Source organism: Uliginosibacterium sediminicola, from assembly GCF_039631295.1.
In the GTDB taxonomy this organism is placed as follows: domain Bacteria; phylum Pseudomonadota; class Gammaproteobacteria; order Burkholderiales; family Rhodocyclaceae; genus Viridibacterium; species Viridibacterium sediminicola.
The window spans coordinates 244,586-259,704 of the sequence record NZ_JBDIVE010000004.1 but is presented as its reverse complement, the minus strand read 5'-3'; the positions used below and the strand labels follow the sequence as shown (position 1 = coordinate 259,704).

12 protein-coding genes are annotated in these 15,119 nt (G+C 62.2%); 4 read left to right on the top strand and 8 right to left on the bottom strand.

Annotated features, from left to right (window positions below):
- Positions 1 to 36: 36 nt before the first annotated feature.
- From ABDB84_RS10130 to ABDB84_RS10100, 7 genes are all read right to left on the bottom strand, one after another.
- The gene (locus ABDB84_RS10130; RefSeq protein ID WP_345919606.1) at positions 37 to 1,221 is read right to left on the bottom strand and encodes a phosphoglycerate kinase; all 1,185 of its coding nucleotides are present in this window, start codon (positions 1,219 to 1,221) and stop codon (positions 37 to 39) included.
- A gap of 82 nt (positions 1,222 to 1,303) precedes the next feature.
- A complete protein-coding gene (gene gap, locus ABDB84_RS10125; protein ID WP_345919605.1) occupies positions 1,304 to 2,302 on the bottom strand; it encodes a type I glyceraldehyde-3-phosphate dehydrogenase in 999 nt (332 codons plus the stop codon).
- A gap of 72 nt (positions 2,303 to 2,374) precedes the next feature.
- Positions 2,375 to 4,393, bottom strand: coding sequence for a transketolase (gene tkt, locus ABDB84_RS10120; RefSeq protein WP_345919604.1), 2,019 nt, complete (start codon positions 4,391 to 4,393; stop codon positions 2,375 to 2,377).
- Positions 4,394 to 4,585: 192 nt separating this feature from the next.
- On the bottom strand, positions 4,586 to 6,412 hold the full coding sequence (locus ABDB84_RS10115; protein WP_345919603.1) for a sensor histidine kinase: 1,827 nt from the start codon (positions 6,410 to 6,412) through the stop codon (positions 4,586 to 4,588).
- Positions 6,413 to 6,481: 69 nt separating this feature from the next.
- On the bottom strand, positions 6,482 to 7,351 hold the full coding sequence (locus ABDB84_RS10110) for a phosphoribulokinase (RefSeq protein ID WP_345919602.1): 870 nt from the start codon (positions 7,349 to 7,351) through the stop codon (positions 6,482 to 6,484).
- A gap of 84 nt (positions 7,352 to 7,435) precedes the next feature.
- The gene (locus tag ABDB84_RS10105) at positions 7,436 to 8,032 is read right to left on the bottom strand and encodes a response regulator transcription factor (protein ID WP_345919601.1); all 597 of its coding nucleotides are present in this window, start codon (positions 8,030 to 8,032) and stop codon (positions 7,436 to 7,438) included.
- A complete protein-coding gene (locus tag ABDB84_RS10100) occupies positions 8,029 to 9,981 on the bottom strand; it encodes a sensor histidine kinase (RefSeq protein ID WP_345919600.1) in 1,953 nt (650 codons plus the stop codon). Before ABDB84_RS10100 ends, ABDB84_RS10105 begins: the two co-directional genes overlap by 4 nt.
- Before the next feature lie 123 nt (positions 9,982 to 10,104).
- Between ABDB84_RS10100 and ABDB84_RS10095 the strand changes: the two genes are divergently transcribed.
- The 4 genes from ABDB84_RS10095 to ABDB84_RS10080 all read left to right on the top strand — a co-directional run bounded on the left by ABDB84_RS10095 (position 10,105) and on the right by ABDB84_RS10080 (position 14,373).
- Complete coding sequence (locus ABDB84_RS10095; protein ID WP_345919599.1) at positions 10,105 to 11,115, top strand: TRAP transporter substrate-binding protein; 1,011 nt, start codon at positions 10,105 to 10,107, stop codon at positions 11,113 to 11,115.
- Between the two features lie 63 nt (positions 11,116 to 11,178).
- Entirely contained in the window at positions 11,179 to 11,781 is a 603-nt protein-coding gene (locus tag ABDB84_RS10090; RefSeq protein WP_345919598.1) for a TRAP transporter small permease, read from the top strand.
- Positions 11,778 to 13,457: a TRAP transporter large permease gene (locus ABDB84_RS10085; RefSeq protein WP_345919597.1), complete on the top strand. Its 1,680-nt coding sequence runs from the start codon at positions 11,778 to 11,780 to the stop codon at positions 13,455 to 13,457. Before ABDB84_RS10090 ends, ABDB84_RS10085 begins: the two co-directional genes overlap by 4 nt.
- A 103-nt stretch (positions 13,458 to 13,560) precedes the next feature.
- A complete protein-coding gene (locus tag ABDB84_RS10080; protein ID WP_345919596.1) occupies positions 13,561 to 14,373 on the top strand; it encodes a hypothetical protein in 813 nt (270 codons plus the stop codon).
- A gap of 6 nt (positions 14,374 to 14,379) precedes the next feature.
- Here ABDB84_RS10080 and ABDB84_RS10075 read toward each other — a convergent pair whose 3' ends face one another.
- Positions 14,380 to 15,048, bottom strand: coding sequence for a hypothetical protein (locus ABDB84_RS10075; RefSeq protein WP_345919595.1), 669 nt, complete (start codon positions 15,046 to 15,048; stop codon positions 14,380 to 14,382).
- Positions 15,049 to 15,119 lie beyond the last annotated feature (71 nt).

Genomic DNA, 15,119 nt, shown 5'->3' with positions numbered 1-15,119 from the left:
GGGAGGATTTGATCAATCCGTCCCGGCGCGCATTTATCAGTTACTGGCACGCTGTTCCAGGGCTTCCACCGCTGGCAGGGTCTTGCCTTCGAGGAACTCCAGGAAGGCACCGCCTGCCGTGGAGATGTAACTGATGCGCTCGCCCAGGCCAAATTTGGCGATTGCGGCAATTGTGTCACCGCCGCCAGCCAGAGACATTGCGCTAGATTCAGCAATCGCTTCGCCGACGACCTTGGTGCCATTGGCGAACGCTTCGAATTCAAACACGCCGAGCGGGCCATTCCAGACGATGGTCTTGGCGGCCTTGAGCAGGCCGGCGAGCTTGGCGGCGGTCTCCGGACCGACGTCGAGGATCATCTCGTCCGGCTGCACATCCTTGGCGGACTTGACGACGGCCTTGGCGGTCGGCGAGAACTCGGTGGCCACCACCACATCGCTGGGGATTGGCACCACGGCGCCGCGCGTCGCCATCTTGATGATGATGCGCTTGGCTTCTTCCACCAGATCGGCTTCGACCAGGGACTTGCCGACCGGGAAACCAGCCGCCAGCAGGAAGGTATTGGCGATGCCACCACCGACGATGAGCTGGTCGACCTTGTCAGCCAGGCTGTCGAGGATGGACAGCTTGGTCGACACCTTGGAGCCACCGACGATGGCGATCAGCGGGCTCTCGGGCGCCAGCAGGGCCTTGCCGAGGGCTTCCAGTTCAGCGGCCAGCAGCGGGCCGGCACAGGCCACCGGTGCGGCCAGAGCCAGCGCCTGAGTCGTCGCTTCAGCGCGGTGCGCGGTGGCGAAAGCATCGTTGGCGTAGATGTCACAGAGCTTGGCCATCTTGGCGGCCAGTTCAGCGCTGTTCTTCTTCTCGCCCTTGTTGACGCGGCAATTTTCGAGCAGCACGACTTCGCCCGGCTTGACTTCAAAACCACCGTCGACCCAGTTCTGGATCAGGCGCACCGGCTGACCGAGCAGCTCGCTCATGCGGGCTGCCACCGGCGCCAGCGAATCGGCGGGCTGGAAGTCGCCTTCGGTCGGACGGCCAAGGTGGGAGGTCACCATGACCGCAGCGCCCTTGTCGAGTGCCAGACGAATGCCGGGCACCGAGGCGCGGATACGCGTGTCATCGGTGATGGCGCCACGGTCGTCTTGCGGCACATTGAGGTCGGAGCGGATGAACACGCGCTTGCCGGCCAGATCGAGATCAGACAGTTTCTTGAATTGCATGGGTCAAACCCTTTCACCACAGAGACGCGGCGGCAAGGAGAACGCTCCCCTGTGCCGCCGTGATTAACAGAAGTGCGCAGACTTACTTGGCGACGACCTGAACCATCTCCAGCACCTTGTTGGAGTAGCCCCATTCATTGTCGTACCAGGAGACGACCTTGACGAAGGTCGAATCCAGCGCGATGCCTGCATCAGCGTCGAACACCGAGGTGCGGGCTTCGCCACGGAAGTCGGTCGACACGACCTTCTCGGTGGTGTAGCCGAGCACGCCCTTCATGGCGCCTTCAGAAGCAGCCTTCATGGCGGCACAGATCTGCTCGTAGGTGGCGTCCTTTTCCAGTTCGACGGTCAGATCGACCACCGAAACGTCGGAAGTCGGCACGCGGAAGGACATGCCGGTGAGCTTCTTGTTCAGCTCGGGGATCACCTTGCCGACGGCCTTGGCTGCGCCAGTGCTCGACGGGATGATGTTTTCGAGGATGCCGCGGCCGCCGCGCCAGTCCTTGTTCGACGGGCCATCAACGGTCTTTTGCGTTGCCGTTGCAGCATGCACCGTGGTCATCAGGCCGCGCTTGATGCCGAAGTTGTCGTTGAGCACCTTGGCAATCGGGGCCAGGCAGTTGGTGGTGCAGGAAGCGTTGGAGATGATGGTCTCGCCAGCGTACTTGTCGTGGTTCACGCCGTACACGAACATCGGCGTGTCGTCCTTGGACGGAGCCGACATGACAACCTTCTTGGCACCTGCGGTCAAGTGTGCGGAGGCGGTCGCGTTGTCGAGGAACAGACCGGTCGATTCGACGACGATGTCAGCACCGACTTCATCCCACTTCAACTCGGCCGGGTTCTTCACGGCGGAGAGGCGGATCTTCTTGCCATTGACGATCAGGGTGTTGCCTTCCACCGACACTTCGCCCTTGAACTTGCCGTGCACGGAGTCGTGCTTGAGCATGTAGGCGAGGTAATCGGGTTCCAGCAGGTCATTGATACCGACGATCTCGATCTCGGGGAAATTTTGCACTGCTGCGCGGAAAACCATGCGGCCGATACGGCCAAAACCGTTGATACCTACCTTGATTGTCATCTTTATTCTCCTGATTCGAGTTTCGATTGTTCTTCAGCCTGCGGCTAGGGGCGCCCGGCGGAAAGTCTTACTTTACAGCAGGCTTTTGAGGGTTTCAGCCACCCGCTCGGCCGTGAAGCCGAATTGCTTGAACAGCGCCCCGCCCGGACCCGATTCGCCAAAGCGATCCAGGCCGACCACGGCACCTTCAAGCCCCACATACTTGTACCAGCCATCTGTGACACCCGCCTCGATGGCCACGCGCGGCAAAGCCTTGCCGAGCACGGCGCTCTTGTAAGCGGCGTCCTGCAGATCAAACAAACGCGTGCAAGGCATCGACACCACCTTGACCGCCACACCCTGTTCGGCGAGCAGCTTCTGCGCGGCCAGCGCGACACCCACTTCGGAACCGGTGGCGATCAGCACGCCTTGTGCGTCCGCCGCGTCGGCCAGCACATAGCCGCCCTTGCGGATATCGGCGAGCTGCTGCGCGCTGCGCTGCGTGAAGGGCAGATTCTGACGCGTCAGCGCAAGCACCGTCGGGCCGTCATGGCGCTCGATGCCGTGGGTCCAGGCCACCGCCGTCTCGGCCGTGTCGGCCGGACGCCAGACATTCAGATTGGGGATCAGGCGCAGCGAAGCGGTGTGCTCGATCGGCTGGTGCGTCGGACCATCCTCGCCCACGCCAATCGAATCGTGCGTGAACACCAGCACCTGGCGGATGTTCATCAGCGCAGCCATGCGGATCGCGCTGCGGCAGTAATCCGAGAACACCAGGAAGGTCGCGGTGTAGGGAATGAAGCCGCCATGCAGGGCCACGCCGTTGGCAATCGCCACTTCGGCAAACTCGCGCACGCCGTAATTGATGTAATTGACGCCTGCCGCATCGGCCAGCGAACCGGGCGGCAGTTCCTTGCTGCCCGACCAGTGCGTCAGATTGGAGCCGGCCAGATCGGCCGAACCGCCGAGCAGCTCGGGCAGGCTCGGCGCCAGCGCTTCGATAGCGTTCTGCGAAGCCTTGCGGGTGGCAATGCTTTCAGCCTTGGCTTGCACCTTGTCGAGCAAGCTGTCGGCAGCTGCCTTGAAACCGCTCGGCAGCTGGCCGCTGAGGCGACGCGTGAATTCGGCAGCCAGCTCGGGGAAAGCCGCGGCGTAGGCAGCAAACTGTGTGCTCCACTCGCCTTCGGCGGCAGCACCAGCGGCCTTGGCATCCCAGGCGGCGTAAATGTCGGCAGGAATTTCAAACGGCGCGTGGTTCCAGCCAATGGCCTCGCGCACCAGGGCGATTTCGGCAGCACCGAGCGGCGCGCCGTGCGAATCGGCCGAGCCGGCCTTGTTCGGCGAACCTGCGCCAATGGTGGTGCGACAGATCACCAGGGTCGGGCGCTGCGCATCGGCCTTGGCTTCCAGGGTTGCCGCCTGCAGCGCCGCGCTGTCATGGCCGTCAACCGGACCGATGACTTGCCAGCCGTAGGCTTCGAAGCGCTTCTTGGTGTCGTCGGTGAACCAGCCTTCGACCTTGCCGTCGATGGAGATACCGTTGTCATCGTAATAGGCGATCAGCTTGCCCAGGCCCCAGGTGCCAGCCAGCGAGGCGGCCTCGTGGCTGATGCCTTCCATCAGGCAACCGTCGCCGAGGAAGACATAGGTGTGGTGATCGACGATGTTGTGGCCGGGCCGATTGAAATCGGCGGCCAGCAGCTTTTCGGCGAGCGCGAAACCCACTGCATTGCTCAGACCCTGACCGAGCGGGCCGGTGGTGGTCTCGACACCCGGCGTGTGGTGCACTTCCGGGTGGCCGGGGGTCTTGGAGCCGATCTGGCGGAAGTTCTTCAGCTCGGAGATCGGCAGATCGTAGCCCGTCAGGTGCAGCAGCGCGTAATGCAGCATCGAACCATGGCCATTGGAGATCACGAAACGGTCACGGTTAGCCCACGCCGGGTTGGCCGGGTTGTGGCGCAGGTGCTTGCGCCAGACCACTTCGGCGATCTCGGCCATACCCATCGGCATGCCGGGGTGACCTGAATTGGCTTGTTGGACGGCGTCCATGGCCAAGGCGCGAATGGCGCTGGTCAGGGGCTGGAAAACGATGGAATTCTGCGGGTTCTGCATACGATTTGAGTGCACGTGGCCATGGAGTCATTGATACCCCGCCGCAACAGCGGGAACACGCGATTATCCGTGAATTTCTCCACTAATGGGCGCATGTACAGCACTCTGCACCTGAGCATGGCCTTTATAAGCGTATACCCTAGCACGCGATGACAAGGCCAGATTGATGTACCGCAAGCCCGGCAAGTGTTGTCAGCCCTGGCTGCTGGCCACCGTCGGCAGGTAGATCGTAAAGCAGCTGCCCTGCCCCGGCGAGGACTCGACACTGATCCGCCCACCCAGCAAATTGGTGACCAGGCGATAGACGATCGACAGCCCGAGCCCCGAGCCCCCCTGACCAAGGCGGGTGGTGAAGAAGGGGTCGAAGATCCGGCCGATGATCTCCGGCTCGATGCCGCGCCCGTCATCGCTGACGGTGAGCTCCAGATTGTTCTCATCGATGCGACGCATGCCGACATGCACGCGGCCGGCCGTGTTTTCCCGCAAGCCATGCAAGAACGCGTTCTGCACCAGATTGCTGATCACCTGGCCGAGCGGCCCCGGGTAGCTGTCCATCTGCAGATCGGGCACCAGGCTGCAGTCCAGGGTCCACTCCGGCTGGCGCATGCCGGCGCGCATGGTTTCGCAGATATCCCACACCAGCTCGTGCAGGGCGAAGCGGCGGCGGCGCTCCGAACTCTGGTCGATGGCGACCTGCTTGAAGCTGGCCACCAGATGGCTGGCACGCGCCAGCGAGAGCTCCAGCAAACCTGCGGCACGCTCAGCGTCCGCCACATAGCGCTCCATTTCAGATTTACGCAGCGTGCCGGAGCGAAAAGCTTGTTCGAGCTGGTGGATGTCCTGGCTGAGGGTGGAGGCCAGCAAGACCGAATTGCCGATCGGCGTGTTCAGCTCATGCGCCACGCCCGCAACCACCGAGCCCAACGAGGCCAGCTTGTCCGACTGCACCAGCTCTTCCTGCGCGCGCTGCAGATTGGACAGGGCTTCGCTGAGGCTGGCGGTACGCTCCGCGACGCGCACTTCGAGCTCGCTGTTGAGCTGTGCCAGTGCCGTCTCGGCCTGCCGCAAGGCAGTGACGTCCACAAAGGCCGCGAAAATCGCCAGCTCGCCGTCGTAATCGATGCGCTCGGCGCTGATCAGGAAGTCCCGCACACTGCCATCGCGCATGCGGAAACGTATCGGGTAATTGAACAAGCCCTCGCTGGTGTTGGCCGCTTTGGCGAAATTCTCGCGATCATGCTCGCCGACCCAGAAATTCATGTCGATCGAGCGCCGCCCCAGCGCTTCTGCGCGCGACCAGCCAGATAGCCGTTCCCAGGCGGGATTGACGTCGATATAGCTGCCGTCCTCGACACGCGAGATGCTGATCGGCATCGGATTGACATTGGAGAGCGCGGTGAGGCGGTCACGCGCCTGCTTGAGCTCGTCGAGCTGCAACGCCAGCTGGGCATTGGCAGCGCGGTTACGGGCACTGGCGCGACGGCTGGCCTCGGCAATGTGCACCGCCAGCAAGGTGGCCAGACCGCTACCGAGCACCAGGGACAGCCAGTTGTAATAGATATGGCGCGGCACCTGCACCGGCCACCAGCGCGCATCAAAGATCGCCATCACCGACACGCAGATCACCGTGACGCCCAGCGCGATCAGCGCATCCTTGCGCGCGCGCATCCAGCCGACCAGGATCAGCAAGACCGGAAAGATCAGCGCGATCGGCGAGCGCAAACCGTTCAGCGCAAAGCAATGCAACAACGCCGCCAGAAACAGCCCCCATTGCAGCAAGCCTATGGCCAGCACAGGCCGCCCCTTGCGCAGGCACCAGCGCATGCCCAACATGATCAGCAAGGGCGCCAGGGGCATCCAGGGCCAGGTCGGCGCCGGATTGAAGACCTGGTTGAGCAAGGTGCTCGGGAAGATGACGAAGAGCAGGAACAGATAGATGCGTCGCAACAGCTCGATGGTCTGCGCATCGAGCTGAATCTGCTCTTCATCAATCAGGGATTCGGCCGGCAAATCGGGCATGCGGCGCGCGACAGCATCACGCGCAAATTCAGATAAGTGGTTGATTTTATGACTCGTCAAACAATCGATTCAAGTGCCACGCCGTTCCATCAGGCTAAGAATATGCGGGGTGAGGATGATCTGGATCGCCAGGTCGAGCTTACCACCGGGCACCACCAAGGTATTGGCGCGGCTCATCCAGGCGCCGTCGAGCATGGTCAGCAAATAAGGGAAATCTACCGAACGCGGATCACGGAAGCGGATCACCACCAGGGTTTCATCGGCGCTGGGCACTTCGCGCGCGATGAAGGGATTGGAAGTATCGACCACCGGAACGCGCTGGAAATTGATGTGCGTGCGTGAGAACTGCGGCACGATGACATTCACGTAGTCATCCATGCGCCGCAGAATGGTGTCTTGCACCGCTTCGACCGAATAACCGCGCATGTGGGTATCGCGGTGAATCTTCTGGATCCACTCCAAATTGATCGTCGGCACCACGCCGACCAGCAGATCGACATGCTGCGCGATATCCAGATCAGCCGTCACCACGCCGCCGTGCAGCCCCTCGTAGTAGAGCAGGTCGGTGCCTTCCGGCAAGGGCTCCCAGGGCGTGAAGCTGCCAGCCGGCAAGCCGGCAGCCAGCGCTTCGGCTTCTTCGTGCAGGTATTGGCGGCGTTCGCCGGTACCGTGCTCGCCGTACTCGGCGAACAATGCCTGCAAGCGATCAAGATGATTGGCTTCAACACCGAAATGGCTGGGCCCCCGGCGCTGGTTGCGCTCGGCCTCTTCGATCAGCTGCAGCATGGTGGCGCGGTCATAGCGATGAAAAGCATCGCCCTGCACCGCGGCGGCATTAATGTGCTCGCGCCGGAAGATCCAGTTGAAGGACTTCGAGACCGTCGAGGTGCCTGAGCCGGAAGATCCTGTGACAGCAATGACCGGATGCCGTGCTGACATGGCGCGACCTCGTGAATGATGTGGGGTTCAACGCATGCTACGGGCAGCGCCCGTCCTCTGCAAGCGACACAACACGCCCTCGGCTCAGTTCTTGGCCAGCAGCCCCGCCAGTTCGACGGCCGAACGCACCGCCATCTTGTCGAAGATGTTGGAGCGGTGCACTTCCACCGTGCGCATGCTGATCTGCAGGATGTCGGCAATCTGCTTGTTGAGCTTGCCATCGAGAATCAGGTCCATCACCTCGCGCTCGCGCGGACTCAGCTGGCGCAGGCGCTCGCCGAGCTGGTTGCGCGCGTCGTAGCTTTCCTGGATCTCGATATCGCGTTGCAGCGCCTCGCGCACGGCCGCCAGCAGCTGCGCCTCATGCGGCGGCTTTTCGATGAAGTGGCAAGCGCCGGCACGCAGCACCTCGACGGCCAGCGGCACATCCCCATGGCCGGTGAGGAAGATCACCGGCATGCGGCAGCCACGACCACGCAACACGTCGAAGCATTCCGGGCCGGTCATGCCGCTCATGCGCACATCGAGCACGATGCAGCCACGCATGCTGTCGCGGTAGTCGAGCAGGAACTGCTCACCACTGTGCCAGCAACGGTTAGCCAGACCATGGGTGCCGAGCAGGAAGCTCAGGGCGTCGCGAATCGCCTCGTCGTCGTCAACAATATGAACCAGCGCAGTCATGAATGGGACTCTCGGGGCAGCGAAAAGCGGAAGATGGTACCGCCTCCGGGGTTGGCTTCAAACCACAGGCGGCCGCGATGCCACTCGATGATCGAGCGGCAGATGTTCAAGCCCATGCCCATGCCTTCGGCCTTGGTGGTGAAAAACGGCGAATAAAGCTTTTCGACCGTCTCCGGCGTGAGGCCGCAGCCACGGTCAGCAATGCTGATTTCCATGCTCGCTTCCAGGGTGGTGACACTCACCCGCAGCTGGCGCTCGGCGAGCACCACATCCTGCATGGCATCCATGCCGTTACGCATCAGATTGACGACGACCTGCTCCAGCAAGGTGCCATCGCCCTCAATGCTCGGCATGTCGTGGGCAAAGGCCAGCGCGATGCGCACCTGGCGCTTGTGCGCGCTGCTCTCCAGCAAGGCCGCCGCCTCGCGCACCACGCGCGCCAGATCGACCTGTTCATGCCGCGGCTCACTGCGTCGCACGAAGTTCTGGATGCGGCGGATGATGTTGCCGGCGCGCTGCGACTGGTGCGAGATCTTCTGCAGCGCAGTAATCAGCTGCTCGGAAGGCATGTCGTGCTGCAAGCCGCTGATGCAGCCACCGGCATAGGTCGAGATGGCAGCGAGTGGCTGATTGAGTTCGTGCGCCAAGGTCGAAGCCAGTTCGCCGGTGGTGACCAGGCGCGCCGTGGCCTGCAGGCGCTCCTGCTGTGTCCGCGCCAGGTCCTCGGCGCGCTTGCGATCGGTGATGTCGAGCACCGAGGCCATCCAGCCGAAGTGCTTGCCCTCGGTATCGATGAGCGGCGCCTCGTAGATGAGGGCATCGAAAATCTCGCCGTTCTTGCGCCGGAAGCGCAGTTCGATGCTCTGGTGCGAGGCCTTGCCGGCAAGCACGCGGCGGTGCGTATCACTATTGGTCTCGTAATCCTCGGGCAGCCAGTAGGGCATCGGCGAGCTCTGCCCGAGCAGCTCTTCGGCCGACCAGCCGACCATCTCGCAGAACGCGCGATTGACATAGGTCGTGTTGCCGTCGAGGTCTCGCGCACGCAAACCGGTATGCAGCGAGTCCTCCATCGCGCGGCGGAAGTTGTATTCGCGCTGCAAGGCCTGCTCGGCCTCATGACGGCGGCGCACATGGCTGGCCAGCAGCCACAGGCTCCACAGCAGGGCCAGCGCGAACAACACCACGGCCGCCGCAAACAGCAAGGGCACCACGCGTGAGCCACTCTTGTAGGTATCGACATGCAGCATCAGCCCGTTGCCGGGCGGATCGAAGGGCACTTCGTAGGACAGCTCAGGGTGCAGCGCCGCCACGCGCGACTTGCTCGCGACTTCATGCCCCTGCTGGTCCTTGATGGTCAGCCGGTAGCGCTCCGAAAACCACCACGGCACCTGGGTGGCCAGCAGCTTCGACAACGGATAGATGCCGATCAGCATGCCACGCAGCTGTTCACCGTCGAAGTAGGGCACCGCCACGCTGATCGCCGCACCATCGGCTGCGTCGAGCAGCGAACCGTAGGCCGGCTTGCCGAATGCGCGCGCCTTGCGCAGCACCGCGTCCAGCGCCTGCTGCTGCGCCTGCGCCAGGCGCAACTCCTGTGGCGGTAGCTCACCACGCTGGCGGCCATCGGCGTCCAGCCAGATCAGCCGGGCAATGCCACTGTCCTTACCGATGCTCTGCCGCGCACGCGCCATGGCAGTTGCGTCGGGCCGCCCCACCTGCAACAGCTCCGGCGCCAGGCGTTCGAGCTGCTCCTCGTTGCGCTCGAACTGGAAGCGCAGGTTCTGCTCCAGCCACAGCACATCCGAGAGCATCGCGCCGCGCTGCTCTTGCTGATCCTGGTGCAGGGTCAGCATGACGAAGCCGGCCACACCGGTCAGCAGGCCAAGCACCACGATGGCTGGCAGACGCCAGAACCACGGACTGGCATGCGATTGAAATGATTTGAGCATGCTGTTTGCAAACCTGAATGGGCCGATTGTGGAACTCCACAATGGAGTGCCACCCTCTATTTCTCTATAAATCCTCCACCAAGTACGGGCTGGGAGCCCGACACCCCCAAGAGGAGACATACCATGAATCGTCGCATTTTTTTCGGCGCCAGTCTGTTGGCGTTATTGCTGAGCGCCCTGCCAGCCGCCGCGCAGACCCCGATTGTCATCAAGTTCAGCCATGTGGTCGCCAAAGATACGCCCAAAGGCCTGGCGGCTGATTACTTCGCCGATCTGGTCAACAAGCGCAGCAACGGCAAGGTGAAGGTCGAGGTGTATCCGAACAGCCAGCTGTACAAGGATGGCGAAGAGATGGAAGCGCTGCAGCTGGGCTCGGTGCAGATGCTGGCGCCCTCGCTGGCCAAGTTCGGCCCGCTGGGCGTGCCGGACTTCGAAGCCTTCGACCTGCCCTTCATCTTCGACAACTATGACGAGCTGCACCGCGTGACCACCGGCCCGCTGGGCAAAAACCTGCTCAAGAAGCTCGAACCCAAGGGTATCGTCGGCCTGGCTTACTGGGATAACGCCTTCAAGGATTTCTCGGCCAACAAGCCGATCAAGGCGCCGGCAGACTTCAAGGGCCTGAAGATGCGCATCCAGTCCTCCAAGGTGCTCGACTCGCAGATGCGCTCACTGGGCGTCAATCCGCAGGTGATGGCCTTCTCCGAGGTGTATCAAGCGCTGTCGACCGGCGTTGTCGATGGCACCGAGAACCCGCCGTCCAACTTCTACACGCAGAAGATGCATGAAGTGCAGAAGTACATGCTGCGTTCGCAGCACGGCTACCTTGGCTATGCGGTGATCGTGAACAAGAAGTTCTGGGACGGCCTGCCTGCCGACATGCGCAAGATCATTGATGACGCCATGGCCGAAGCCACGGTCTATGCCAACAAGATCGCCAAGCAGAAGAACGATGAAGATGTCGAAGCCGTGCGCAAGTCCGGCAAGACCACCATCATCGTGCCGACCGATGCCGAACGTCTGGAACTGAAGAAAGCCATGATGAAGGTGCATCGCGAGCATGAAAACCGCATCGGCGCCGACCTGATCAAGGCCATCTACAAGGAAACCGGCTTCGACCCCACGAAGCTCTGAGCGTAAGCAGAAGGGCGGCGCTGCCGCCCTTTTTCATTTCTTTTCATAACAGAAGAAAAAATCATGAAATTTCTCGACCATATCGAGGAATGGATCATCTCGACCCTGATGGGGCTCGCCACCCTGATCGTCTTCGTGGCCGTGATGCACCGTTACCTCTCGGGCTACAACATTCCCGTCGTACAAGACTGGCTGATCTCGCTGAACACCAGCTGGGCACAGGAGCTGACCATCATCATGTTCGTCTGGATGGCCAAGTTCGGCGCCGCCTATGGCGTGCGCACCGGCATCCACGTCGGTGTCGACGTGCTGATCAACCGCCTCTCCGAAAAGAACCACAGAAAATTCGTGCTGTTCGGCCTGCTCGCTGGCGCCACCTTCACCGCCATCGTCGCCACCCTCGGTGGCAAGCTGGTGTGGGACGGCGGCATGCACTACTTCACCTTCAGCTCGCTGGGGATCGCCACCGATGCGCTGTCGGGCGGCAATACCAGCGATCTGGACTGGCCCAAGTGGGCGGTCTATCTCGCCATTCCGCTGGGCTCCAGCCTGATGTGTTTCCGCTTCCTGCAAGTGGCCTTCAATTTCTACCACACGGGCGAACTGCCGCATCACGACCACGGCCACGTCGATGGCCTTGAAGAAGAAGCCGAGGTGCAAAAATGAACGGCGCCATCATTTTCGGGCTGCTCATCGCCCTCATGCTCACCGGCATGCCCATTTCGATCTCGCTGGGCCTGACCGTGCTGACCTTCCTGTTCACCATGACCCAGGTGCCTATCGAGGCCGTCGCGCTCAAGCTGTTCACCGGCATCGAGAAGTTCGAGATCATGGCGATCCCCTTCTTCATCCTCGCCGGCAACTTCCTCACCCACGGCGGCGTGGCGGCGCGCATGATCCGCTTCGCCACCTCGGTGGTCGGGCATCTGCCCGGCGGCCTGGGTCTGGCCGGCGTGGTGGCCTGCGCGCTGTTTGCCGCCGTGTCGGGCTCCAGCCCGGCGACCGTGGTGGCCATCGGCTCGATCCTCATGCCGGCGATGGTCAAGGCGGGCTACCCCAAGGGCTTCGGCGCGGGCGTCATCACCACCTCCGGAGCACTGGGCATCCTCATTCCGCCCTCGATCGTGATGGTGATGTACTCGGTGGCGACCAATACCTCGGTCGGTGCGCTGTTCATGGCCGGGGTCATTCCGGGCCTGCTGCTGGCCACCCTGCTCGGGCTCACCACCTGGTATCTGGCGCGCAAGCATGGCTACCCGCGGGTCCAGATGTTTGCCGAGCGCAATACGCTGCAAGCGTCGATCGGCAGTGCTTTCGGTGCCTTCTTTGCGCTGATGTTCTCCGTCGCCCCGCCGCTGATCATCGGCAAACTGCTGAGCATCTGGCTTGATGGCGGCCTGCCCTACGTGGCTGCCAGCCTGCTCTGGCTGGCACTGGCGCCCTGGGCAACCAAGAACAAATGGGCAACCCGTTTCGTCTACGTCGGCCTGATCGTGGTCGGCCTGCCGATCTGGGTCAGCATCAGCCTGGTCGGCGCCTTTTCGGTGTCCGCACTGGCACCCGCCATCGCCATCACTGGCGCCGTGATGCTCGGCTGGATCATGCTGATCCAGGCTTGCGGCAAGTACACCAAGATCGCACCGACCTTCCGCTTCGAACTGATGTGGGAATCGCTCGAAGTCTGGCGTGCCTACTGGGAAAGCGTGTGGGGCCTGCTGCTGATCGTGGTGGTCATGGGCGGCATCTACAGCGGCGTGTTCACGCCGACCGAAGCGGCGGCCATGAGCGCGGTGTATGCCTTCATCGTCGCGGTGTTCGTGTACAAGGATCTGAAGATCAGCGATGTGCCGCGCGTGCTGCTCTCCTCGGCCAATATGAGCGCGATGCTGCTGTACATCATCACCAATGCGGTGATGTTCAGCTTCATCCTCGCCAACGAGCAGATTCCGCAGCATCTGGCCGACTGGTTGCTGGCGCAGGGTCTGGGCCCGATTGCCTTCCTGCTGGCGGTCAACATCATGCTGCTGGTCGCCGGCAACTTCATGGAGCCCTCGTCCATTGTGCTGATCATGGCGCCGATCCTGTTCCCGGTCGCCATCAAGCTGGGCATCAACCCGGTGCACTTCGGCATCCTCATCACGGTGAACATGGAAGTGGGCATGTGCCACCCGCCGGTCGGGCTCAACATGTACGTCGCCTCCGGCATCGCCAAGATGGGCATCACCGAGCTGACCGTCGCCGTCTGGCCATGGCTGCTGACCATGCTGGTGTTCCTCGGCGCAGTCACCTACTGGCCGGCCATGTCGCTGTGGCTGCCGCAAACCCTGGGCATGATCAACTGAACTGATTGATCCCCCAGCGCGCAGGGCGCAGTCTTCGCACACGCGAAGCCTGCGCCCTTCGCTATCATGGCAGGCGATCCGCATACACCCGCCGGGCTCAGCCATGAACGCAGTCGAAATCCGTCAGATCTTCTATTCCGCCCAAACGCAGCAGGAAGTCGCCCGCAGCGGCTTCACGGGGCTCGACAATCTGCGCAACGAGCGGCCGGACTGGCGTGAATACTGGCCGATGCGCAATTTCCTGCTCGCCAATACCCTGCAGGAGGATCACTACTACGGCTTCTTCTCGCCCGCCTTCGGCATCAAGACCGGGCTGGATGCAGCCAAGGTACACGCGCACATCGCCGCCCATCCAGACCAGGATGTCTATCTGTTCTCACCGATGTGGGATCTCTCCGCGCTGTTCCTCAACGTCTTCGAGCAAGGTGACTTCTTTCACCCCGGTCTTGGCGTACTGTCGCAGGAGGTGCTGGCGGCGCTGGATTACAGCGTCGATCTGAGCGCGCTGACCATGGACTCGTCCAGCACCGTCTTCTGCAATTACGTCGTCGCGCGCCCCGCGTTCTGGCGCGAATGGCTGGCGCTTGGCGAAAAACTCTATGCGCTGGCCGAAGACAGCAGCCATCCGCTGCATGGCCGGCTCAACGCCACGGCGCCCTACATCAAGGATGATGTGCAGATGAAGGTGTTCATCATGGAACGTCTGGCGCCGCTGATCCTCGCCAGCAGGCGCTATTCGACCAGCGCCCTTGACCCCTTCAGCATCCGCAGTTCGACGACGCGTTTCAACGCCTTCAGCATGGAAGCGATTGTCAGTGATGCGCTCAAAACGGCGCATCTGGCCAATCCCTATCCCGATTACCTGCGCGCCTATTTCAGCATCCGCGATGGCATGCGCAAAAGCATGCGCGGCTGAGGCGGATTACTTGAGCCACACCGCCTGCTCAGGCAGAACCTGGGCGGCATAGTCCGCATTGGCCGGTATCTTGCGGCGGAACTCGCTGTAGCGGTCGCCATCGAACTGCCGCAAAAAGCCGCTGAACGGCAGAATCTCTTCGGCAAACTGGTTCTCGAAGCGCTTGTGGTCAGTGTCCGACAAGAGCTTCATCGTCGCAAACTGATCGGCACAGATCACCTGCAGAGCCGTCTCCGCGCAGTTGTAGCGCGGACACCAGCCCGCCCACCAGCCCTGCTCGATCTTGCCCAGCTCACGGAACATCTTCTGGCTCAGCACGTAGAAGTCCGATTCCGCATGCACGATGCGGTCGCAACCCAGATGCTGCGCCACACGCAAAGCACTGAAGAAACTGCGCCACCAGCCCGGATACACCGTCAGCGCCTGACGGCCCAAACGCTCGGGGAAGCTCAGCATGAAGGGCCTGGCCACATTGAGCGGAATCTCATCCAGCGCCATGTAGCGCGACAGCGACTTTTCCGGCGGCACAAAGGGTGAAGCATCATCGATCATGCACAGCAGGTAATGCCCCGGCGATGCCTGCCGATAGTGCTCAAGCCAGCGCTTGTAACGCTGCTGCCAGGCCTGCTGATCAGCGATGTAACTCGTACAGAACAACAATGTCTTGCTGGGCATGGGAATCCTTGTCGCGCCGGGCCGCCGTCAACTAAAGGCTTGTTGGGCGCGATTCTAACAGCGCCCAGGCA

Coding starts and splice junctions, on each gene's coding strand:
- ABDB84_RS10130 (WP_345919606.1), bottom strand. CDS start 1,221: ATGCAATTCAAGAAACTGTCTGATCTCGATCTGGCCGGCAAGCGCGTG.
- gap (WP_345919605.1), bottom strand. CDS start 2,302: ATGACAATCAAGGTAGGTATCAACGGTTTTGGCCGTATCGGCCGCATG.
- tkt (WP_345919604.1), bottom strand. CDS start 4,393: ATGCAGAACCCGCAGAATTCCATCGTTTTCCAGCCCCTGACCAGCGCC.
- ABDB84_RS10115 (WP_345919603.1), bottom strand. CDS start 6,412: ATGCCCGATTTGCCGGCCGAATCCCTGATTGATGAAGAGCAGATTCAG.
- ABDB84_RS10110 (WP_345919602.1), bottom strand. CDS start 7,351: ATGTCAGCACGGCATCCGGTCATTGCTGTCACAGGATCTTCCGGCTCA.
- ABDB84_RS10105 (WP_345919601.1), bottom strand. CDS start 8,032: ATGACTGCGCTGGTTCATATTGTTGACGACGACGAGGCGATTCGCGAC.
- ABDB84_RS10100 (WP_345919600.1), bottom strand. CDS start 9,981: ATGCTCAAATCATTTCAATCGCATGCCAGTCCGTGGTTCTGGCGTCTG.
- ABDB84_RS10095 (WP_345919599.1), top strand. CDS start 10,105: ATGAATCGTCGCATTTTTTTCGGCGCCAGTCTGTTGGCGTTATTGCTG.
- ABDB84_RS10090 (WP_345919598.1), top strand. CDS start 11,179: ATGAAATTTCTCGACCATATCGAGGAATGGATCATCTCGACCCTGATG.
- ABDB84_RS10085 (WP_345919597.1), top strand. CDS start 11,778: ATGAACGGCGCCATCATTTTCGGGCTGCTCATCGCCCTCATGCTCACC.
- ABDB84_RS10080 (WP_345919596.1), top strand. CDS start 13,561: ATGAACGCAGTCGAAATCCGTCAGATCTTCTATTCCGCCCAAACGCAG.
- ABDB84_RS10075 (WP_345919595.1), bottom strand. CDS start 15,048: ATGCCCAGCAAGACATTGTTGTTCTGTACGAGTTACATCGCTGATCAG.